This is a genomic window from Pseudomonas asiatica, assembly GCF_040214835.1.
Classification (GTDB): domain Bacteria; phylum Pseudomonadota; class Gammaproteobacteria; order Pseudomonadales; family Pseudomonadaceae; genus Aquipseudomonas; species Aquipseudomonas putida_Z.
Window position 1 is genome coordinate 2,604,788 of sequence record NZ_CP157874.1, and the last position, 20,003, is coordinate 2,624,790.

Consider the following 20,003-nt stretch of genomic DNA (forward strand, 5'->3'; position numbering starts at 1 on the left):
ACGCACCGGGGGCGGGGCTGGCGCGAAACGGGCAATCCCTCACCCACTTGCGCAATTTATGCTTTGGGCTCGTCCCAGTCGCTACGCGTTGCAGCAGTCAGCGCATCCCAGTCATCAGGAGGGTTGCCGCGGCCCAACATCTTCTCGAATACGGCGTAGGGATCGGATTTGCTGCCTGCGGACCTTAGGGTATTTTCGTCGTTGACCCACGCATAGACGATGACCTTGGATCTTGAGTCGTAGCGGAAGAACAGCCGAAAGCGCCTGCCGATTTTTGCGCGGCGCCAATGTCTGTAGGCAGTGCCCAGCGTATTGCCTTGACGGAACTCATCACGGCCTGGGTCGGCAGGCACAGCCTCCATGATCAGATGGCTCAATGCCCGAAACAGCTTGACGTTGGCGTTGCTCTCAAAACCTCGCGGATCGTTCTGCTCGGCTCGGGCGGCGGCTTCTTGCAATTTGCGTAGCTGTAAAGTCACACCTTCATGGAACAACAGTGTCCAGCCATGTCGCAGCATCAGATCGCGACCTCACCATCGATATCTTCGTCCAGGTTTACGGAGTGGTTTGCGTTGGCGAGCATGGTTTGCGCCAAGTCTTCCGGCAGAGTGGTCAGGTTGCGGCCGCCTCGGATATCAGCCTCCAGCAAACCCAGGAACGCACCGATGGCAGGGTCTTCGTGGGTGGTTTCTACGCGGCTGACCACGATTTCACCCTCGCGTACGTCGAATGCAATCTTGCCACCAGTGTCAATGCCCAAAAGCTGGCGTATGGATTTGGGCAGTGTGACCTGTCCCTTCGAGGTCAACGTGGCGATTTCGTGGATGGCAGGCATGAGTGTTCTCCCGGATGTATTGATCGGATGGTAAGGAATAATCCTTACTCGGTCAATCTTGGTTTTCTGCTGATCAAGCATAGGCGGGGAGGACGCCTAATAGCGCCGCAAGATGGAGTTACACCACTTCCAGGGACACGATCCCATCTCTCGACTGCCCTGCATGAGATCGACTATCCCAAGGTACAGGATGAAGATAGGGCCATCGGAGCCATCGGTCGGGGTTTTTCACCCGCCTTGCCGTTGCACTAAAATTTTAATCTAAATCTCAGTTGAGGAGCTGCATGGTTAGGGGAAAACCCTCATTGCTGACGGGATGGGCGGGCCCCTAGCATGATCATCGTATTTTGCCAGCCACGACGGAGTAAGCTATGACTAATGCACAAGCTGAAGACAAGCGCCCAACCGAAGACCCCGCAGAGGACAATGCGTTTTTCCCCTCGCCTTATTCGCTAAGCCAATTCACTTCGCCAAAATCCGATCTCAGTGATGCCGACTATCCTGATCCCTATAAAGGTGGCCGGTGGAAGGTGCTGGTCATCGGCGCTGACGAGCGCTATTTGTTAACCGATAATGGCACCATGTTCTCCACAGGCAATCACCCTGTAGAGACGCTGCTGCCGATGTACCATCTGGATAAAGCAGGGTTCAAATTCGACATTGCGACCTTGTCCGGCAACCCGGTCAAGTTCGAGTTCTGGGCGATGCCATCTGAAGACGTCGAAGTGAAGGGGCTATACGCTAAATATCGCGATAAGTTCAAACAGCCTAAAAAACTGGCTGAGGTAATCGACCAGGCATTAGGTGACGACTCCGACTACATCGGCGTGTTTATTCCTGGTGGCCACGGCGCACTAATCGGGTTGCCAGAAAGCGTCGATGTAAAAAGGGTGCTTGAGTGGGCGTCCAGGAAAGACAAGTTTGTGATTTCGTTGTGCCATGGACCCGCTGCGCTTATCGCTGCAGGTTTGGGTGAGAGCCCAGAGAGCTATATTTTCAACGGGTACAAAATTTGTGCGTTCCCTGACGACCTGGATGCGAAAACGCCGGACATTGGCTATATGCCGGGGCACTTGACCTGGAAGTTTGGTGAAAAACTAAAAGCGTTGGGCCTTGAGATCATCAACAAAGATATATCTGGAGCGGTGTATAAGGATCGTAAATTGCTGACCGGCGACAGTCCGTTGGCGGGTAACGCTCTGGGCAAGCTGGCTGCGGCTGAACTGTTGAAGGAGGCTGCAGGGCAATGAAATCCGGTCTAGCCGATGCTGCTATGCAAGTCGTCCTGGAAATAGAGCGAGCTTCGATGCTCTCGTTGATCGAAGATGCTGTTCGTGTCTTCGCCAAGCGCTTCGGCTATGACCGTTTTGTTCTTTTCTCTGTTGCCCCATCAAGGGATGACCTGGTCGATCGTATTTTTTGGGTGGAGGGCAATTGGTGGGAAGATGGCCAAACGGTTGATGCCAAAACATACGTCAGACGTTGCCCTGTCACCCGTCATATTTTGGAGGCTCGAGAACCGTTCTTCTGGACGAAAACCCACTGTGTGACAGGGGACAGTTATCGGGTGGTCCGGCGTCCGATTGGGCCTGGACCACACGGACTGCAGGTGCCGGTGTTCGGCCCTCAAGGACTGGAGGGGGCGATGAGTCTAGGTGGCGATAAGGTAGATAGCAGCCCCGACGCTCGCTTGGTATTGGCTATGGTGGCCACCGCTGCTTTCAATGCCGCTCACAGATTGCTGGAAGCGCCCCACACTGAAGGTGTCCGACAACTTTCCGTTCGCGAGCGCGAGGTGTTGACTTGGACGGCAGCGGGTCGACGGCATGCTGATATTGCGGCGACGCTGGGCTTGTCGGAGCGTACTGTGGAGAACCATCTTCGTGCGGCGCGGCGCCGTCTTGGTGTCGCTACCACTGCTCAAGCGATCAAGATCGCCATGCGCAACGGCGACCTTGGTGACAGTCGAGACCAACATGATGGGTAAAAAAGTGCTGGTGACAGGCGCGGCAACCGGTTTTGGAAGAGGCGTGGCCTGGGCGCTGTCGGAGCGTGGGCACCAGGTGATCGCTGGATGCCAGATATGGCCGCAGGTGTGGGAGCTGCGTAACGCTGTGTTGTCGGCCGGGATTGAGATGCAAGTTATTAAACTTGATGTCCTCAACGAGATTGACCGCAAACATGCGCTGGCAATCGAAATCGATGTTCTGTTCAACAATGCGGGCATCATGGAGTCAGGTCCCATTATCGAAATACCTATGTCAGTGTTTCGTTCGGTTTTTGAGACCAACGTATTTGCGGCCCTTGAGTTGGCGCAAGGCTTTGCTCGGGTGATGGTCCAGCGCGGCTATGGGCGGATCGTCTGGACGTCGTCGGTGGCCGGCTTAGTCAAAGTGCCTTTCGATGGAGCGTATGCCGCCTCCAAGCACGCGGTCGAAGGCATCTGCTCGGCAATGCACGATGAACTGATGCCCTACGGTGTCCAAGTAGTGACGGTCAACCCAGGTGCCTACCGCACGGGCTTCAACGACACGGGCATGGAGAGCATGGATCAGTGGTGGGGTCAGGGTGATAGGGTTGTCGCTCATTGGCCGGTGCGTGAGCTCAATCGTCAACATGATCCTGCCGAGATGATCAGTGCCATCATTGCGGTGATTGAACAGGACAAGCCCAGCTATCGTACTGTTCGACCAGCCAGTGCTGAAGAAATGGTGAAGAAAGAGCAGTCAGACGTATGGAAACGATAGCCTCATTGAAATAGCCCAGGATGCTGTAGAAAAATTGGAGGCGCTTGAAATCGGCATTGCCCAATATGTCGGCTGATGAATCGAGGAGTTTAAGATGCAAGCATCCGTAGACATCGCTAAGCACTTTTTCTCGCGGTATAACGCTCATGACCTTCAAGGCATGTTGGCCTGTTTCTCTCCAGAGGGTCGAGTTGATTATCTGCCCATTGGCCTAGAGGGGACGGTGGATGTTGCTGGCCTTGAAATATGGGGAGCACTGATTGATGCATTTCCCGATTTGAACAATCAGGTGACTGCACACTATATTGATGAGCACGCACAAACGATTGTAGTCGAAGTGACTATTCGCGGTACTCAGGCGAAAGATGTATTTGGCATTGACAACCTGGGGCGCAGCTTCGAGTTACCTCATGTCTTCATACTTGGACTTACCGACGATGGCCTGATTCTGGCGATGAAGGCCTATTGGGATAACGTCACGTGGTATCAAGCCCTGGGTAAAAAGCAAATTGGCTAGCTGCCCGTAATAAATATCACTCAACTCAGTTGAGGAAGCAATTCCTCTAGCGCTGTAGCGACTAGCTGTTTCTCAACTATCGCTTGGAGGCAACAGTCATGAACTGTCCAGTTGATTTTTCACGCAGGCAGGTTTTACTAACGGCAGGCATCGGGCTTGTGGCAGCTTCGTCACCCTTGCTCGCCCAGTCGCTAAATGGCACACAGCTCTCCACTCGCTCGTCGGGCGGGCTCTATCTTCCGAATTCTGCCGCCGGTACGCCATGGACGCCTGAAAGCGTTCGTCAAAAGGCTTATGCGATGCCAGTAGTTTCGCCCGGTTACCCGCAACCGCCAAGTTGGTTTCTGGACCGCCCGTCGCTGACGATAACTTATCGCACCGACATTGAGCTCGCGCGGGCAATGGTGCCTGAACCATTGATGGTCAAAGACCCGCTCGTCAGCCTTTCGTTCCTTTGGATGGTTGCGCCCGGGATCGGTGACTATTACGAGTTCGCCCAGAGCATCGCTTGTTTTCTGGGTGATGAGGCTGTCAGTTTTCGCCCGCTCATGGTGGCCGAGAATGTCACCGCCATCATGCTGGGCCGCGAGGTCTGGGGATTGCCCAAGAAATACGGCCATCCTCGTGTTGGGCAAAACAATGAATCTTATGTCGGCACGCTCGAGTACGACGGCACGTTGGTGGCCAGGGCCAGCATGGCCTACAAGTACCAGGAGGTCGACTTGGCGCAAGCAGCGGCGGCCATGCGCACCCCCGGGGTTGTTCTCAAAGTCATTCCCGATGTGGACGGCAAGACAGCGCGTATTGCCGAACTGGTGAGGTTCGAATATTCGACGGTAGAGCTCAAGGAAGCCTGGACGGGGGCAGCGAGCCTCGAGCTGTTCGACCACGAGGCAGTCCCGATAGCCGCGCTGCCCGTTCGCCAGATCGTGTCAGTGCGCCATACGCTTGGCAACTTCATGCTGGCGCCCGGCAAGGTCGTGCACGACTATCTCAAGTAGCCGCGGATGGCGGCCGTAGACCGGGTCTTGGCTGCGTTTTGATCCCGGCAGCAGCACACAATATATTTCCATGCAGAGAACCCGCCGATGTCCACGTTGTATGTCACTGCCAGTTTCATGGTCAAAGCCCAAGGGCTCGAAAATGTACTCGAAGTGTTGACTACACTGAGCGAAACTACCCTGCAAGAGCCAGGTTGCCTGGACTATGGCTATTACCAGTCGCTGGAAAATCCGTTGCAGCTGACATCCTTCGAAGTCTGGCAAGACGAAGAGGCCGAAGCGCAGCATTGGCGAACCGAACACCTCGAGGCCGCGCTGGTCCAGGTTTCCGAATGGCTGCAGGGGCCGGCGCAAGTCACCCAGTATCGTCGCGTGTGCTGAACCGGGTGATGGCGTTGGATTTTCGCGGCCCTGGCCAGCCTGGGTCGGCCATCCAGGCCAGACCCCGGCGGCGCTGCGCTGCAGCGCCGATCTCTCAGAACTGTTCGGCGTCCAGCACGTAAAGGCAGGCACTTCCCACGCGAGCGACACTGATCAGGGACTCGATGCGAGGTAACAGGCGGTCGAAGTAGAAGTGGGCGGTGGCCAGTTTAGCTTGATGGAAACTGTCTTCCTTTCCGGTAGCGGCCCGTGCCATGCGTGCCCACATATAGGCGTAGGCGGTGTAACCGAAAATATGCAGGTAGTCGACGGCCGCGGCACCTGCCTCGTAAGGGTTGGTCCTGGCAATTTTGATCAGATAATGGGACAGCGCCTCCAGTTGCCCTAGTGCTTCCAGCAGGCGGTGGCTGAAGGCTTCATGGGGCACTTGCGCCACGAAGGCGCGTATTTCTCCGGCAAAAATATTAAATAGCGTGCCTTCATTGGTCAGAACTTTACGTCCCAGCAAGTCCAGGGCCTGGATACCATTGGTCCCCTCATAAATCTGCGAAATGCGTACATCGCGAACAAGCTGTTCCTGACCCCACTCGCGGATGTACCCATGCCCACCGAAGACTTGCTGGCCGTGTACGCAGCTTTCCAAACCGGTGTCGGTAAAAAACGCTTTTGCGATTGGGGTTAGCAGCGCGACCAGTCCTTCCGAGCGGGCACGCTCCGTCGCCACCTCGGAATATTTGGCAATGTCCAGGTGTTGACCAAGATAGGTGGCGAATGCGCGCCCCCCTTCAGTCAGCGCCTTCATGGTAAGCAGCATGCGACGCACATCTGGGTGGACGATGATCGGATCGGCCACTTTGTCATGTTGTTGAGGCCCGCCCGGTGCGCGACTTTGCAGCCGGTCACGGGCATAGCTCACTGCATTCTGATAGGAGTTCTCGGCGCAGCCTATGCCTTGAACGCCTATGGACAGCCGTTCGTAGTTCATCATGGTGAACATTGCCGCAAGGCCTTTGTTGGGTTCGCCCACCAGCCAGCCGACCGCACCGTCGAAGTTCATTACACAGGTGGCCGAGGCCTTGATGCCCATTTTGTGTTCGATGGAGCCGCAATGGACCTGGTTGCGCTCACCCAGTGATTGGTCCGCATTGACCAGCACCTTGGGCACCAGAAATAGCGAGATACCGCGGGAGCCGGCCGGGGCGTCAGGCAGTTTGGCCAACACCAGGTGGATGATGTTTTCGGTAAGGTCTTGTTCCCCACCGGTAATGAAGATCTTGGTGCCGGTGATGGCGTAGCTGCCGTCTGCGTTCGGTTCGGCCCGGGTTCGAATCAGCCCGAGGTCGCTGCCGGCGTGAGCTTCGGTGAGGCACATCGACCCGGCCCAGCGTCCTTCGTACATGGCCGGTAGATAGGTAGCCTTCAGTGCTTCGCTGGCATGCGCGTCGATGGCCAGGCAGGCACCTGCAGATAGCGTGGAGTAAAGGGCGAAGCTGGCATTCGCGCCGTACATCATTTCCTCGAACTGCACAGAGAGCATTTTCGGCATGCCCATGCCGCCATACTGCGGATTGCCCGCCAACCCGACCCAACCACCCTCGCCATAGATGCCGTAGGCATCGCGAAAGCCGTTGGGGGTAGTGACTTCGCCGTTGTTCCACTGCGCACCTTGCTCATCGCCACTGCGGTTTAGTGGGGCAACCAGTTCACGGCTGATCTTTGCCGCTTCTTCAAGAACCGCGTCGGCGATATCGGCGTCGATGCGTTCGGCCAAGGCCGGTAGCCGTTGCCACAGTGCGGGCGCGTCAAATACCTCGTTGAGCAGAAAGCGCATGTCGCGCAGTGGGGCATTGTATTCGGGCATTGATTGGACCTCTTGTTGCGGTGGCGGGTAGGGCCTTTGCGGCAACGCTTACCCGATGAGTCAATGTTCGCTGGCGCCAGCGATGCCCACGCCAGTCTGGGCGCGGACCATTTGATCGTCGAAGCCCTCATGATCGAGCGCTGCTCTGGCGCTGCGGTCGAGCTTGGAAACCAGCACGATGACCAGGAACGTCAAAGGCATGGCGAACAGTGCAGGATGGTCGTAAGGGAAGATGGCGTGTTCGTGCCCTAGAACAGTGACCCACACTGTCGGCGACAAAATCACCAGGCCCAGCGCGCTGAGCAGGCCTGTCACGCCGCCATAGATGGCGCCTCGCGTGGTCAGCCCGTGCCAATACATCGCCATGAGCAGCACAGGGAAATTGGCCGAGGCGGCAATGCCGAACGTCAGGCCGACCAGAAATGCGATGTTCACTTGCTCGAACAGGATGCCGAGTGCGATCGCGAGCACGCCCAGAGCGACCACCGCCGCACGTGAAACCAGCATCTCCCGCGCTTCATCGGCGACGCCGCGCTTGATGACCATGGCATAGAGGTCGTGGGAAATGGCGGATGCTCCGGCCAATGTCAGCCCTGCGACCACCGCCAGAATGGTGGCGAAGGCAACAGCGGACAGGAAGCCGAAAAACAGATTGCCGCCAACAGCCTTGGCAAGGTGCATGGCCACCATGTTGTTCCCGCCCAGGATCGCTCCGCCAATCTTGCCGTCGACGTAGTAGGCAGGGTCTGTACCGACGATTACGATGGCGGCGAAGCCCAACACACAGACCACCACAAAGAAGTAACCGATGAAACCGGATGCGTAGAACACCGATTTTCGTGCTTCACGGGCATCGGGCACGGTGAAGAAACGCATCAGGATATGTGGCAGACCTGCAAGGCCAAACACCAAGCCCAATGCCATTGAGGCGACATTCAAGGGGTTTGCCAACATGCCGCCGGGCGCCATGATGGCCCAACCGCCGGAGTGGCTTTCTATTGCGCGGCGCGCCAGTTGCTCCAGGCTGAAGTCGAAGGGCGCCAAAGCCAGCAACATGAGCAGGGTCCCGCCCACCAACAGCAGGATCGCCTTGGTGATCTGCACCCATGTCGTTGCCAGCATGCCGCCGAAGATTACATACACCAGCATCAGCAGCCCGACTATGACCACCGCCACGGAGTAGTCCAGGCCAAACAGCAGTTTGATCAGCTGACCTGCGCCCACCATTTGCAATAGCAGGTAGCAACACACCACCGTCAATGAACCGCAGGCTGCAAGCACACGTATTCGACGTTGATCCAGACGGAATGAAACGATGTCTGCGAAGGTGAAACGGCCGAGGTTGCGCAGGCGCTCAGCCATCAGGAACGTGAGGATTGGCCAACCGACGAAGAAGCCGGTCATGTAGATGATGCCGTCGTAGCCTTTGCTGAACACCATGCTGGATAAGCCCAGCAGGGTCGATGCCGACATGTAGTCACCGGCAATTGCCAAGCCATTTTGCAGGCCGCTGATGCCTCCGCCTGCTGTGTAGAAGTCGCGGGTCGATTGGGTTCTTCTGGCCGCCCACCACGTGATGACCAGCGTAATGGATACGAACAACAGGAACATGCCGATCGCATTCAGGTTCACTCCGGGTTCTGTAGCGACAACGGTGGACGCATACGCGGGTTGCCAAGGCAAGGCGATGACGGCAAGCAAGGCATGGATGGGCTTCATCACTGGCACTCCTCGACGATCTTCGCACTGAGTTTGTCGAAGTGCGTGTTGGCACGGTGCACGTACCAACCGGTCAGCAACCAGGCCATCACTATCAGCAAGATCGCAATGGGGATACCTGACGACAGGTGGCTGCTTTGATGCAGGGGTATCTGCAGTAGCTGCGGCCGGCAGGCGGCAACTGCCATGAACGAGAAATAGGAACAGAGCACCAGCGCACTCAGCCCCCATGTAAGCCTTGAGCGGGCATTGATCAACGCGATGAACCCAGGGTTTTCCCGGATTCGTTGGTAGTGCTCGGCCTGTGAGACAGTGACCTTGTTCATGGCGCCTCCGTTTTTTTGTTGTAGGGCTACCTGTTGGCTCACCAGCAGGCGAGCCAATTAGCGCGGTGCGTAACAGGGTGTCGGGTCAAGGCCAGACGTAATGGTCGAATTGCTCGCGCAAGGTCTTTTTACTCACCTTGCCAGTGGCGGTATGGGGCAGTTCGTTCAGGTACTCGCTTGCATCGGGCAGCCACCATTTGGGGATTCGCCCTTCCAGGAATGCGATGAGCTCATCGTGTCGAGGGACTTTTTCGGGATGCTTCGGCACAACGATCAGCAAAGGACGTTCGCTCCAACGCGCATGCGGTACACCAATGACGGCCGCCTCCGCGATCAACGGATGAGCCGTTATCGCGTTCTCGATCTCGACAGAGGAGATCCACTCGCCGCCAGACTTGATGACGTCCTTGATGCGGTCGGTGATCAGCAGGTACCCGCGGCGGTCAATGGTTGCCACATCGCCGGTATCGAACCACACGTGCGAAGCAGGCTGGCCGAAGTAGCCACTGCATACCCAAGGGCCACGTACCTGCAACGAACCGGAGGACTGGCCGTCGTGGCTCAGCGCATTGCCGGCCTCATCGACGATGCGCATCTCGACGCCGAACAATGCCCGGCCTGACTTGAGCACTTGCTGGCTACGGGGCTCTTCTGGCAACACGTCGTACCACGGCTGATGGCGGTTGTAGCTGCCCATCGGGCTCAGCTCGGTCATGCCCCAACCATTTTCCAAGGCCACACCGTGACGCCCCATCGCATGAATCAGCGAAAGTGGACACGCCGCGCCACCGCTGACGGCACGTTTCAAAGTAGGAATACGCTCGCCCTGGGCATCGAGATACGTCGAGATGTTGGTCCACAAAGTAGGTACAGCCAGGGAGAAACTCACGTGCTCCTGATTGATCAGCCTGACCATGGCTGCAGCATCGCCGACTCTTGGCCCCGGCAGCACCAGTTTCGCTCCCACCATTGCGGCATTGTATGGCATGCCCCAGGCATTGACATGGAACATGGGGACCATCGGCATTACAACATCGAGGGCACGCAAACCAACATTGTCCGCCATGTTTTGCGCCATGCCGTGCAAGACGGTACTGCGGTGACTTGCCAGCACGCCTTTGGGGTTTCCCGTAGTCCCGGAGGTATAGCAAAGCCCGCTGGCGCGGTTCTCGTCCAGTTCTGGCCAGTTGTAGTTTTCATCGGCATCTGCAATCAGCTTTTCGTAACTGAGCAGGTTGGGAAGGGTGCTGTCCGGTATCTCATCCCCATTGCACAGGGCAACGTACCAACGCACGCAATCCAGCTCGGGTTGAATGCTTTCCAGCAAAGGAATGAACTGCGGATCGACGAACAACACATCATCTTCAGCGTGGCGAATGATGTAGCTGATCTGTTCTGGGAACAATTTGGGGTTGATGGTATGGCAGATTCGCCCCGAGCATGGAATCGCGTAGTGCAGTTCGAAGTGCCGATGATCGTTCCAGGCCAGGGTGCCCACCCTCGCATCGCCAGGGCAACCCAGTGCGTCCAACCCATCGGCTAATCGTCGTGCTCTGGCAAAGGCGTTGGCGTACGTGTATCGATGTACTCGGCCATCGGCTAAGAGAGAGACAATCTCGGTATCGGCAGCAACCATGAGTGCCTGCCGCATGACCGCGGCAATACTCAGGTTGAAGTTCATCATCATGCCTTGCACAGGCACCTCCAGCCTTGTTCTTCTTGAGGTTCGAGGCTGGGCGCGCGAGGGCGCCGAGCTTGGAATGAGCAAGGAGCAAGGGGTGTGCCAATTTGCAGATCAATCGGGGTGCGTGAAAAAAACGATAAAAATCATATGGTTGTACTTAGGGTCAGTTTTCCGGGGTTCAGCAGGTCCTGAAAAGCTGATTTCAGAATTGAATCGGATTTCAAGGTTGCAAAGGCGCAGACGCCTAGCTTTTTTCATCCTTGAGGCGTCGCCACAGGGTCGTGCGGCTGATGCCAAGTCGCTTGGCGGCTTCATCCATGTCACCTGCGCAATGAGCCAGCACTTCCCGAACTCGCCTTACTTCTTCGGCGCGACTGTGGCTGCGCAGGTCCTGGCTTGTCATGCCTTGCAATGTTGCATGCGGGGCCGGCTCGAAGAGTTCGTCGAACAAGGCCTGTAACAGCCGAGGGTTGTCCTGGCCTTGCAGTGCACTTGCTGAAAGCGCGGCACGCTCGACGATGTTTTCCAGCTCTCGGATGTTTCCTGGCCAACTGTGCCGCTCCAGTTGAGGCATGAGCCTCTCGAGCAGGCTGCTGGACGATTCATTGGCCGAGCTGTGTCCCGTCAGTTTGTCCAGAATCGACCTGGCAAGCATTGGAATGTCGCGGGAGCGTTCGCGCAGGGGTGGCATGGTCAAGCGCAGGATGTTGAGGCGATAGTAGAGGTCTTCGCGGAAACAACCTTCGGTGATGCGTTGGCGAAGGTCCCGGTGCGTGGCAGCGATTACCCGGATGTCTACCGGTGTCGGCTCTGCCGCCCCCAGGCGTAACACCTCACGTTCTTGAAGCACGCGTAGTAGGCGCGTTTGCAAAGTGACCGGCATATCACCGATTTCATCGAGGAACAGGGTCCCGGTGTGGGCGTTTTCTATCAAGCCAGCCTTGCCACCCTTGCGCGAACCCGTGAAGGCACCTTCCTCGTAGCCGAACAGCTCACTTTCGAGCAATGTTTCAGGGAAGGCTGCGCAGTTGATTGCAACGAAAGGGCCTGCCTGGCGTTGGCTGGCGTTATGTATGCTTTGTGCCAGGAGCTCCTTGCCCGTCCCGCTCTCTCCATGAATCAACACCGTGGCGTCGGCCCCCGCGTAGTGGCGGGCAAGCCCCAGCATGGCCTGGAACCCGGCTGTGTCTCCAAGCATTTGTTCAAAGTGATAGCGAGCCGTGAACTGCTTGGGCTTCACCTGACTGCGGATACGCCGGTCCGCGCGTTGGATTGCATTGGCTTCCTGACAGGTGATGACGACCCCGTCGGGCTTGTCGTTTTCGATGATGGGCGTGATGTTCGCCGCCAGTGTCCGGCCCGCTGCTTTCAGAATCCGGTTTTCCTCGCTTTCACCACTGCAAAGTACCGTCGTTATATCCAGGCCTGGGATGACCTCGGCGAGCGGGCGTTCGCGTGCCCACTCGCTGGAAATACCGAGAAGTGCGGCCATGCGTGGGTTCAGGGACTGAACGAGCCCTTCAGCGTCCACCGCGATTACGCCATCGGACAAGTTGCGCAGTATCGAATTGAGGCGCTGTTGTTGAACCAGGCTCTGCTGGCGACTGCGGCAGATGGCCAATGCATCTTCCATGGCGCGCCGCACGGTGTCGGTGTTCAGCGCCAGTACGCCTTGTGCGCCGACCGACTCGGCAAGTTCAACGGCTGTAGATGACCCTACCACCACTCGGTAACCGTCATCGACCAGGCGGTGTACCTGCTGGCGGGCCTCTTCATAGCTGGTGTAGGTAGCCTGGCGGATATCGACGGTAAAAAGCGACGACATCGCCTCAAGCTCTGGATGAGCGTGCTGGAAACTGAGAATACCGACCTGGGTGGCTCGGGCACGGGCGAGGTCCAAGGCACGGATCAGGTCGTACTCGCCCATGCGAATCGACAGGATGGCCGTCGCGATGTGCTGCCTCAGGTACTCGGAGGTTGCGCCCGAGCAGATGATGACGTCCACATCCCCTCTGGCCTCCAGCTCAAGGCCTGTGTTGCGCAGTTCGCCGACCGTGGTTTCGACAATTTCGACGCGCGCACGGCCGGTATAGTCGGGAATCACCTGTTCGACTATTCGCGCCATGCGGCTGAGCCCCTCAGGCAGACGAAGGTGGGTAATCAGGGCAACCACTTTGGGAAGGTACTCTCGACCACGCATGATTGATCACTCGACAATTTTTTCCATGTTGAAACAGAAATTTCATGTCTGCAACGAGGGCCATTCTTCAACGATTGCTGATTGAATCAATAATCTCAATAACTAATTGATTTAAAATAAGAATTTAAAAAATATCGTCATCTGGCCCAGCTCTTGCTCAGTCGCTTTGAGTCATTAGAGCGAGTTCGATATTGCGATGAACAGTATTTCCAACCCAGGCCCCGCAGATGCTCGGGTCAGCATCCCAGATGCGTACCCGGCACTTGCACGATATTTGCAGCAACAACTCGGCGCCGATCTGGTGAACATAGATCAGGGCCAGCGCCTTTCAGGTGGCGCCATTCAGGAAAATTGGCTACTGAATGGCACAGTCCAGTTTGGGACAAAGACATTCGTCGACAGCTGGGTGCTGCGAACCGATGCCGCTTCGTCCGTGGCCGTCAGCATGAGCCGCGCAGAAGAGTTTGCGGTGTTGGCCGCCGTTCACACTGCTGGAGTCCGCGTACCAGAGCCGCTTTGGTTATGCGAAGACGCCTCGGTCATAGGCCGCCCGTTCTTCATCATGCGTAAGTTGAACGGCATTACCAACGGCCATCGGCTGACATCAGATCCAGGCCTTGATCCGAAGCGCGACGAACTGTGCAGATCGCTTGGTCTGAATCTCGCCCAACTGCATCAGATCCGTCCGCACCACCCAATGCTGGCGTTTCTGGTACCACCGGCCGCTGACCCCATACAGGCCAGCATCGACCAGTACCGGCGGTTTCTGGATGCATTGCCCGACAACCATCCGGTCATCGAATGGGGGCTTCGATGGTGTGAACTCAACAAGCCCGCACCGTTGCCTGCCGGGCTGATCCATCGTGATTACCGCACTGGCAACTTCATGGTCGAGCAAGGCCAGCTCAGTGGCATCCTGGACTGGGAATTCACTGGTTGGGGAGACCCCCGTGAGGATATTGGCTGGTTCACCGCCCGTTGTTGGCGCTTTGCCCGGCGAGACCGTGAGGCGGGCGGTATAGGGGACATCGACGCCTTCTTGGCCGGCTACGCGTCTGTATCCGGTTACTGGGTGAGTCATGAAGAGCTGCGGTACTGGCAACTGATGGCTCATCTACGTTGGGCGGTCGTGGCGCTGCAGCAAGTGCAGCGGCATATCTCCGGCCAGCAGCCCTCTCTTGAATTGGCGCTGACTGGCCATCTGCTGCCCGAACTCGAACATGAAATCCTGGCCCTCAGTGGAGAGACCGTATGAACGCTAGCAACGTCAGCGCGATTGACCTGTTGAACACGGCCAGACATGTCCTGATCGACGACCTTTTGCCCTTGCTGGGTGAGGCGAACCACTACGAATGCAGAATGATTGCCCGGGCCATGTCAATCGCTGCCCGAGAGATCGAGTTGCGCGCAGAAGTCAGTGCACTTGAATCGAATGTTTTGGGCGAAGTCATGGGGCGCCATGGGCTGTTGAAGCTGACGCCGGCCCATGCGCGCCATTTGCTGGCCGGTTTCATCAGAAAAGGCGTTTTCGATAATGCCGACTCTGCTCAGTCCAGCATGCTTGAAGCCCTGAGACAAATTACCCATGCACGACTGGCCATCAGTAATCCGAAGGTTGCGTGCCATGGCAAATAGCATCGGGATCAAACGACGACGCTGTTATCTGGTTCGTCATGGCCATGTCGATTATTTCGACGCACAAGGCCGTCCTTTGGACCCGCGCTCGGTGAGTCTCTCCGACCAAGGTGCTTTGCAGGCGAGAGCGCTTGGCGTGGTGATGCACGCAACTGCGTTGGATCGCGTACTGGTTTCCGATTATCCGCGGGCGCAGCAAACACTCGACCTCGTGCTGATGGGGCGAGCGCTGAAGGTTGAATCCACGCCTGCGTTACGCGAAATCAGAGCCGGCCGTTTGCGTGAGATACCTGAGCCATCCATGCAAGAGGCCATCGTGGGCGCCTATCGCAATGCCGCCGAGCCTGATGCCACGTTCCTGGGCGGCGAACGCTGGAGCGATTTCAGCCAACGCGTGCTGGACAAGTTTCACGCAGTGCTGAACGAGGATGGCTGGGAGTCGCTGCTGATCGTTGCCCATGACGCCGTCAACCGCATCGTCCTGGCATGGGCCGCTGGTACAGGCCTGCCAGGGATTGCGGCCTTCGAACAGGACACCGCGTGTCTCAATGTCATCGACATCGACGGGGAGGGCGATGGCTCATTCGCCGCGATCATCCGCGCGCTCAATGTCACGCCCTACGACCCAGGCAAGGCAGGTATTCGCGACACCGTCCTAGAGAACCTTTACCGCCACATTCGCCCGGGCAAGCCATTGGCCTGACTCAGGACTATCCGAGGAAACAACAATGAACTTCGCATTTCCCGATGATCTGGTTGCGCTGCAGTCGCGTGTCCGAGAATTCATCCTCAACGACATCATTCCCATGGAAGCTGACCCTCGACAAAGCCCCCATGGCCCGTCGGAAGAACTTCGCCACGCGCTCGTCGAAAAGGCGCGTGCCAAGGGCCTGCTGACCCTGCACGCTTCCCGCGAGATGGGCGGGCAGGGCCTGAGTCACGTTGAAAAGGCTGTAATCTTCGAGGAGGCCGCCTACTCACCCTTGGGCCCCACGGCGATGAATATTCATGCGCCCGACGAAGGTAACATCCACCTGATGGAAGTTGTCGCCACCGAAGCGCAGAAAGACCGCTGGTTGAGGCCCCTCGTACAAGGTCACATTCGCTCCTGCTTCGCCATGACCGAGCCTGCGCCTGGGGCAGGTTCTGACCCTTCCATGCTTGCCACCACGGCCGTCCGAGACGGTGATGATTACATCATCAATGGCCAGAAGTGGCTCATTACCGGCGCTGAGGGGGCAGGCTTCGCCATCATCATGGCCCGGACCGAAGACGGTAACGCCACGATGTTCCTCACCGATACGAACCAGCCAGGTTTCATTCTCGAGCGAATGATGGACTCCCTGGACAGCTGTTTCACCGGTGGCCATGCGGTGCTGCGTTTTGAAAATCTTCGCGTGCCCGCTACCCACGTTCTAGGTGAAGTCGGCAAGGGCTTCCGGTATGCCCAGGTGCGACTGGCGCCGGCACGCCTGACCCACTGCATGCGTTGGCTGGGCCAAGCACGTCGTGCTCACGATGTGGCCTGCGCCTACGCCAAGCGGCGCGAGTCCTTTGGCAAGCGGCTGGGCGATCACCAGGGGGTGGGCTTTATGCTCGCCGACAACGAAATGGACCTGCTCACCACACGCTTGACCATCTGGAACTGCGCCTGGGTGCTGGACCAGGGCTCACGTGGCAATTTCGAGTCGAGCATTGCCAAAGTGGTGAGCTCGGAGGGCATTTGGCGAGTGATTGACCGCAGCGTGCAGGTTTTGGGCGGGCAAGGGGTTACCAGCGAGGCGATCGTCGATCGGATTTTCCTAGACGCCCGCGGTTTCCGCATCTATGACGGCCCTAACGAAGTCCATCGGATGAGCCTTGCACGAAAAATCCTGGACCGTGTCGTCGGAGGTGAACAGTGAGCGCTCTCGTCTCCAAGCTCTTTGATCTGACCGGTAAACGTGTGCTGGTGACCGGGGCGTCGAGTGGACTGGGTTTGCACTTTGCCAAGACCTTGGCTTCGGCAGGTGCTCGTGTTGCGGTTGCGGCTCGGCGTGTCGATCGCCTTCATGACCTGGTAAGCGGCTTGTGTTTCGAGGGGCACGACGCAAGAGCCTACGCACTGGATGTGACTTCGCGCCAATCGGTGATCGAGTGCATCGACGCCATCGAAGCGGATTTTGGTGGGCTGGATATCGTGGTCAACAATGCCGGCGTAAGCGATACCAAAAGGGTGCTCGATTATGACGATCAGGATTGGCAAGCGATTGTGGATACCAACCTCAAAGGCGCGTGGATCGTGGCGCAGGAGTCGGCCAAACGGATGGTCAAGGCCGGGCAGGGGGGGAGTGTGATCAATATCACCTCGATCCTCGCAAGCCGCACCGGAGGAGGTGTAGGGCCTTATTGTGCGGCCAAGGCAGGGCTTAGCCATTTAACCCGATCACTCGCGTTGGAGCTGGCACGTCACGGAATACGGGTGAACGCGCTTGCGCCTGGGTACATCGCTACGGAAATCAACGACGCGTTTCTTTCCAGTGAAGCCGGTGAACGCTTGCGTGCGCGTATACCCAGTCGTCGTTTTTGCACGAGCAGCGACCTTGATGGTGCCCTGTTGCTCCTGGCCTCTGAAGCTGGGCGAGGCATGACGGGCGCAGAGATCATTGTCGATGGCGGTCACGCCTGTGCGGGTCTTTAAAAGAGGTTGCTACGATGATTACGGCAGTAGTGCGCATTCGCCTTCCTGAAGGGCTTGAGCTGGCGGCAGCCAAGGACATTTTCAAAAGCACAGCAGTGCAATACCAAGCTGTGCCCGGGCTTGTCAGAAAATACTATTTATTGTCTGAAGATGGCCGCTCTGTAGGCGGCGTCTATTTGTGGGAGTCGCGAGAACAGGCGCTGGCGCAATACACAGATGAGTGGAAAGCTTTTGTAGAGGGCAAATACGGAACACCGCCGAGCGTTGAGTTGTTCGAAACCCCGGTGGTCGTAGACAATCTATTGAACAGGGTGGTGGTTTCGTAGAGGCTCAGCTAAAAAGAGATGACGCTGCCTTGAAGGCAGCGTCATGCTTGAATCAGTTTTCCGTTGACACGCTCAAGACAACCTTGCCGATGTGTTGTCCAGACTCCATCAGGGCATGGGCCTTGTCAGCGTCCGAAAGTGGAAATTCTTTATAAAGCAGCGGCTTTATGGTGTTGTTCTTGAGGTGTGGCCAGACGTGCTGCTCAAGCTCGGCCAGAATGCTGGCCTTGTCGTCATGGGTTCTTGAGCGCAAGGTCGAACCGATATGAGTCAGGCGTTTGACAAGCATTGGGAAAAGATCGACGTTGGTTGCGGCGCCTTTGATAACACCAATTTGCACGATTCGACCGTTCATGGCAGCGACCTGGAAATTTCGCGAGACATAGTCGCCGGCAATAATATCGACAATGACGTCAACGCCCTTGCCGTTAGTGCCCTGCATGACTTCATCGACGAAGTCCTGTTCGTTGTAATTTATCGCCACATCGGCCCCCAGGTTCTGGCTTGCAACCTGCTGCTCTTTATTGGCGACGGTCGTGAACACTTTAGAGGCGCCAAAAGCCTTGGCCAGCATGGTCGCGGTAGTGCCGATGCCGGAGGCACCTCCGTGGATAAGTACCGAATCGCCTGCTTTGAACTGACCGCGTTGAAAGAGATTGACCCATACCGTCATGAAGGTTTCAGGAACAGCCGCAGCTTCCTGCATGGAAAGCCCAGCTGGCAAATGTACAACCGTCCGCTCATCCGACACGGCGTACTCGGCATATCCACCGCCTGGAACCAGCGCCATGACCTTGTCGCCGGCAGAGAAGCGCGTGACTTCATTGCCTACCACCGCGACCACGCCTGAGATCTCCAGGCCAGGAATGTCGGAGGCTCCGGCGGGCGGGTCGTAGAGCCCTTTGCGCTGAAGAAGGTCTGGTCCGTTTACGCCCGCTGCATGAACTTCGATCAGGACATCACGAAGACCCAGCGTCGGGACCGCTCGCAGGGTCGCTTTCAAAACCTCCGGGCCACCAGGCCGGGTAATTTCAATAGCCGTCATCTCAGCGGACGGCTTGCTGTTGGTTATGCTCATGGAATATTCCTGAAAAAGAGTGAAAGCCAGCCAACGCGGCTAGCGTGAACTCAAGGGTACGGAAGAGTTGAACCTGGGGCGCGCGGCGTTTTTGCGACGCTCTGTTGCAGTTGTTCTTCAAGGAAAAAAGCTTATGAACTGGGATGATGCACGGGTCTTGCTGGCGCTCGGGCGAGCGTTGACGTTGCGCCGCGCGGGGCGCGTGCTTCGGATTGACCAAGCGACGGTGGGAAGGCGGATTGCCGCGATGGAGGAAGACTTGGGATCTACCCTGTTTCTGCGCACGCCTACGGGTTATCAATTGACCGCCATCGGAGAAGTGGCATTCGAAATGGCGGAAAAAATGGAGAGCGCCGCCATGGAGTTGGCCCGCCGAACACGCGGAGCCGACCAGGAGCAAGCGGGGGAAGTGCGTTTATCTACAACGGACTCGCTGGCCTATGACTTTGTAATACCAGCATTGAAGCAGTTGCACATTACGCACCCCGAAATACGTGTTGTCTTGAACAGCACATCGGAAATTGTGAATTTGTCAAAGCGAGAGACTGATATCGCACTGCGAAATCAGCGTCCGGAGAACCCTGATTTAATACTGCGAAAGCTGGCCGAGTGGCCGATGGGGTTGTTCGCATCTGCGCAATACATAGAGAAACATGGCGAGCCGGAGCCTGGCACAGGGTTTGAGGGGCACGACCTAGTCATGTATGAGCCTTACTGGAGAGACCGGGGCCACCCCAGGCTGGTCGATGAAAGCATTGAGCAAGGCCGGGTAGTGGTGGCCGCCAACACCAGCATGATGGTGCGGCGTTCGATAAAAGAAGGCCTGGGAATCGGAGAAATTCCGATTGAAATGGGAATCCGTGACGGGCTTCAAAGAGTGTGGCCCGATCGGGTAAGAGCCAAGCCTTATGACGTCTGGATGGTCACCCACAAGGACCTCAGACACACTGCGCGTATCCGCTTTGTCATTGAGCATCTGGCGCAGGCCTTCGCGTGATGCGTCGGGAAAGTTG

The 20,003-nt window shown here is 57.2% G+C and carries 21 protein-coding genes; 13 read left to right on the top strand and 8 right to left on the bottom strand.

The annotated features are described in order from the left end of the window. Positions 1–56: 56 nt before the first annotated feature. Together ABNP31_RS11690 and ABNP31_RS11695 are read right to left on the bottom strand one after the other, a co-directional pair. Positions 57–518, bottom strand: a complete 462-nt coding sequence (locus tag ABNP31_RS11690) for a type II toxin-antitoxin system YhaV family toxin (RefSeq protein WP_238066130.1) — start codon at positions 516–518, stop codon at positions 57–59. After that, a complete protein-coding gene (locus ABNP31_RS11695; protein ID WP_186723061.1) occupies positions 518–835 on the bottom strand; it encodes a type II toxin-antitoxin system PrlF family antitoxin in 318 nt (105 codons plus the stop codon). The genes ABNP31_RS11690 and ABNP31_RS11695 overlap by 1 nt, the downstream gene beginning before the upstream one ends. Positions 836–1,206: 371 nt before the next feature. On the opposite strand from ABNP31_RS11695, the gene hchA reads away from it, so the two are divergent. The 6 genes from hchA (at position 1,207) to ABNP31_RS11725 (ending at position 5,481) form a co-directional block, all read left to right on the top strand. Beyond that, positions 1,207–2,085, top strand: a complete 879-nt coding sequence (gene hchA, locus ABNP31_RS11700) for a glyoxalase III HchA (RefSeq protein WP_196180583.1) — start codon at positions 1,207–1,209, stop codon at positions 2,083–2,085. Beyond that, the gene (locus ABNP31_RS11705; protein ID WP_238066132.1) at positions 2,082–2,822 is read left to right on the top strand and encodes a PA1136 family autoinducer-binding transcriptional regulator; all 741 of its coding nucleotides are present in this window, start codon (positions 2,082–2,084) and stop codon (positions 2,820–2,822) included. Before hchA ends, ABNP31_RS11705 begins: the two co-directional genes overlap by 4 nt. Further along, positions 2,794–3,582, top strand: a complete 789-nt coding sequence (locus ABNP31_RS11710) for an SDR family oxidoreductase (RefSeq protein ID WP_238066133.1) — start codon at positions 2,794–2,796, stop codon at positions 3,580–3,582. Before ABNP31_RS11705 ends, ABNP31_RS11710 begins: the two co-directional genes overlap by 29 nt. A gap of 94 nt (positions 3,583–3,676) precedes the next feature. Further along, positions 3,677–4,099: a nuclear transport factor 2 family protein gene (locus tag ABNP31_RS11715; RefSeq protein WP_238066134.1), complete on the top strand. Its 423-nt coding sequence runs from the start codon at positions 3,677–3,679 to the stop codon at positions 4,097–4,099. Positions 4,100–4,197: 98 nt separating this feature from the next. Further along, complete coding sequence (locus ABNP31_RS11720) at positions 4,198–5,100, top strand: acetoacetate decarboxylase (protein WP_238066135.1); 903 nt, start codon at positions 4,198–4,200, stop codon at positions 5,098–5,100. 87 nt (positions 5,101–5,187) lie between these two features. Next, the gene (locus ABNP31_RS11725) at positions 5,188–5,481 is read left to right on the top strand and encodes a putative quinol monooxygenase (RefSeq protein WP_238066136.1); all 294 of its coding nucleotides are present in this window, start codon (positions 5,188–5,190) and stop codon (positions 5,479–5,481) included. Positions 5,482–5,575: 94 nt separating this feature from the next. Here ABNP31_RS11725 and ABNP31_RS11730 read toward each other — a convergent pair whose 3' ends face one another. The 5 genes from ABNP31_RS11730 to prpR form a co-directional block, all read right to left on the bottom strand. Further along, the gene (locus tag ABNP31_RS11730; RefSeq protein WP_238066137.1) at positions 5,576–7,342 is read right to left on the bottom strand and encodes an acyl-CoA dehydrogenase C-terminal domain-containing protein; all 1,767 of its coding nucleotides are present in this window, start codon (positions 7,340–7,342) and stop codon (positions 5,576–5,578) included. Positions 7,343–7,402: 60 nt separating this feature from the next. Further along, positions 7,403–9,064: a cation acetate symporter gene (locus tag ABNP31_RS11735; protein ID WP_414058087.1), complete on the bottom strand. Its 1,662-nt coding sequence runs from the start codon at positions 9,062–9,064 to the stop codon at positions 7,403–7,405. Then, positions 9,061–9,387: a DUF485 domain-containing protein gene (locus ABNP31_RS11740; protein WP_238066139.1), complete on the bottom strand. Its 327-nt coding sequence runs from the start codon at positions 9,385–9,387 to the stop codon at positions 9,061–9,063. The genes ABNP31_RS11735 and ABNP31_RS11740 overlap by 4 nt, the downstream gene beginning before the upstream one ends. Before the next feature lie 85 nt (positions 9,388–9,472). Next, positions 9,473–11,068, bottom strand: coding sequence for a long-chain fatty acid--CoA ligase (locus ABNP31_RS11745; protein ID WP_238066140.1), 1,596 nt, complete (start codon positions 11,066–11,068; stop codon positions 9,473–9,475). A gap of 247 nt (positions 11,069–11,315) precedes the next feature. Continuing rightward, positions 11,316–13,271, bottom strand: a complete 1,956-nt coding sequence (prpR, locus tag ABNP31_RS11750; RefSeq protein ID WP_238066141.1) for a propionate catabolism operon regulatory protein PrpR — start codon at positions 13,269–13,271, stop codon at positions 11,316–11,318. Between the two features lie 196 nt (positions 13,272–13,467). Between prpR and ABNP31_RS11755 the strand changes: the two genes are divergently transcribed. Genes ABNP31_RS11755 through ABNP31_RS11780 form a run of 6 tightly spaced genes read left to right on the top strand, consistent with a single transcriptional unit; the run spans position 13,468 to position 17,912 of the window. Next, positions 13,468–14,526 (top strand): phosphotransferase family protein, encoded by a 1,059-nt coding sequence (locus ABNP31_RS11755; protein ID WP_238066142.1) that lies wholly within the window; start codon positions 13,468–13,470, stop codon positions 14,524–14,526. Next, a complete protein-coding gene (locus tag ABNP31_RS11760) occupies positions 14,523–14,906 on the top strand; it encodes a DUF6285 domain-containing protein (protein WP_223625776.1) in 384 nt (127 codons plus the stop codon). The genes ABNP31_RS11755 and ABNP31_RS11760 overlap by 4 nt, the downstream gene beginning before the upstream one ends. Then, a complete protein-coding gene (locus ABNP31_RS11765) occupies positions 14,896–15,609 on the top strand; it encodes a histidine phosphatase family protein (protein ID WP_238066143.1) in 714 nt (237 codons plus the stop codon). Before ABNP31_RS11760 ends, ABNP31_RS11765 begins: the two co-directional genes overlap by 11 nt. Positions 15,610–15,634: 25 nt before the next feature. Beyond that, positions 15,635–16,810, top strand: coding sequence for an acyl-CoA dehydrogenase family protein (locus ABNP31_RS11770; RefSeq protein ID WP_238066144.1), 1,176 nt, complete (start codon positions 15,635–15,637; stop codon positions 16,808–16,810). Then, positions 16,807–17,586 carry an SDR family NAD(P)-dependent oxidoreductase gene (locus ABNP31_RS11775; RefSeq protein ID WP_238066145.1) on the top strand — a complete coding sequence of 260 codons (780 nt, stop codon included), beginning with the start codon at positions 16,807–16,809 and terminating at the stop codon, positions 17,584–17,586. Before ABNP31_RS11770 ends, ABNP31_RS11775 begins: the two co-directional genes overlap by 4 nt. A 14-nt stretch (positions 17,587–17,600) precedes the next feature. Continuing rightward, complete coding sequence (locus ABNP31_RS11780; protein WP_238066146.1) at positions 17,601–17,912, top strand: YdhR family protein; 312 nt, start codon at positions 17,601–17,603, stop codon at positions 17,910–17,912. A gap of 52 nt (positions 17,913–17,964) precedes the next feature. Here the strand turns inward: ABNP31_RS11780 and ABNP31_RS11785 are convergent, their stop codons facing one another. Beyond that, the gene (locus ABNP31_RS11785; RefSeq protein ID WP_238067621.1) at positions 17,965–18,957 is read right to left on the bottom strand and encodes an NAD(P)H-quinone oxidoreductase; all 993 of its coding nucleotides are present in this window, start codon (positions 18,955–18,957) and stop codon (positions 17,965–17,967) included. Positions 18,958–19,123: 166 nt separating this feature from the next. Here ABNP31_RS11785 and ABNP31_RS11790 point away from each other — a divergent pair, with 166 nt between their 5' ends. Beyond that, positions 19,124–19,987 carry a LysR family transcriptional regulator gene (locus ABNP31_RS11790; RefSeq protein WP_238066147.1) on the top strand — a complete coding sequence of 288 codons (864 nt, stop codon included), beginning with the start codon at positions 19,124–19,126 and terminating at the stop codon, positions 19,985–19,987. Positions 19,988–20,003: the final 16 nt, after the last annotated feature.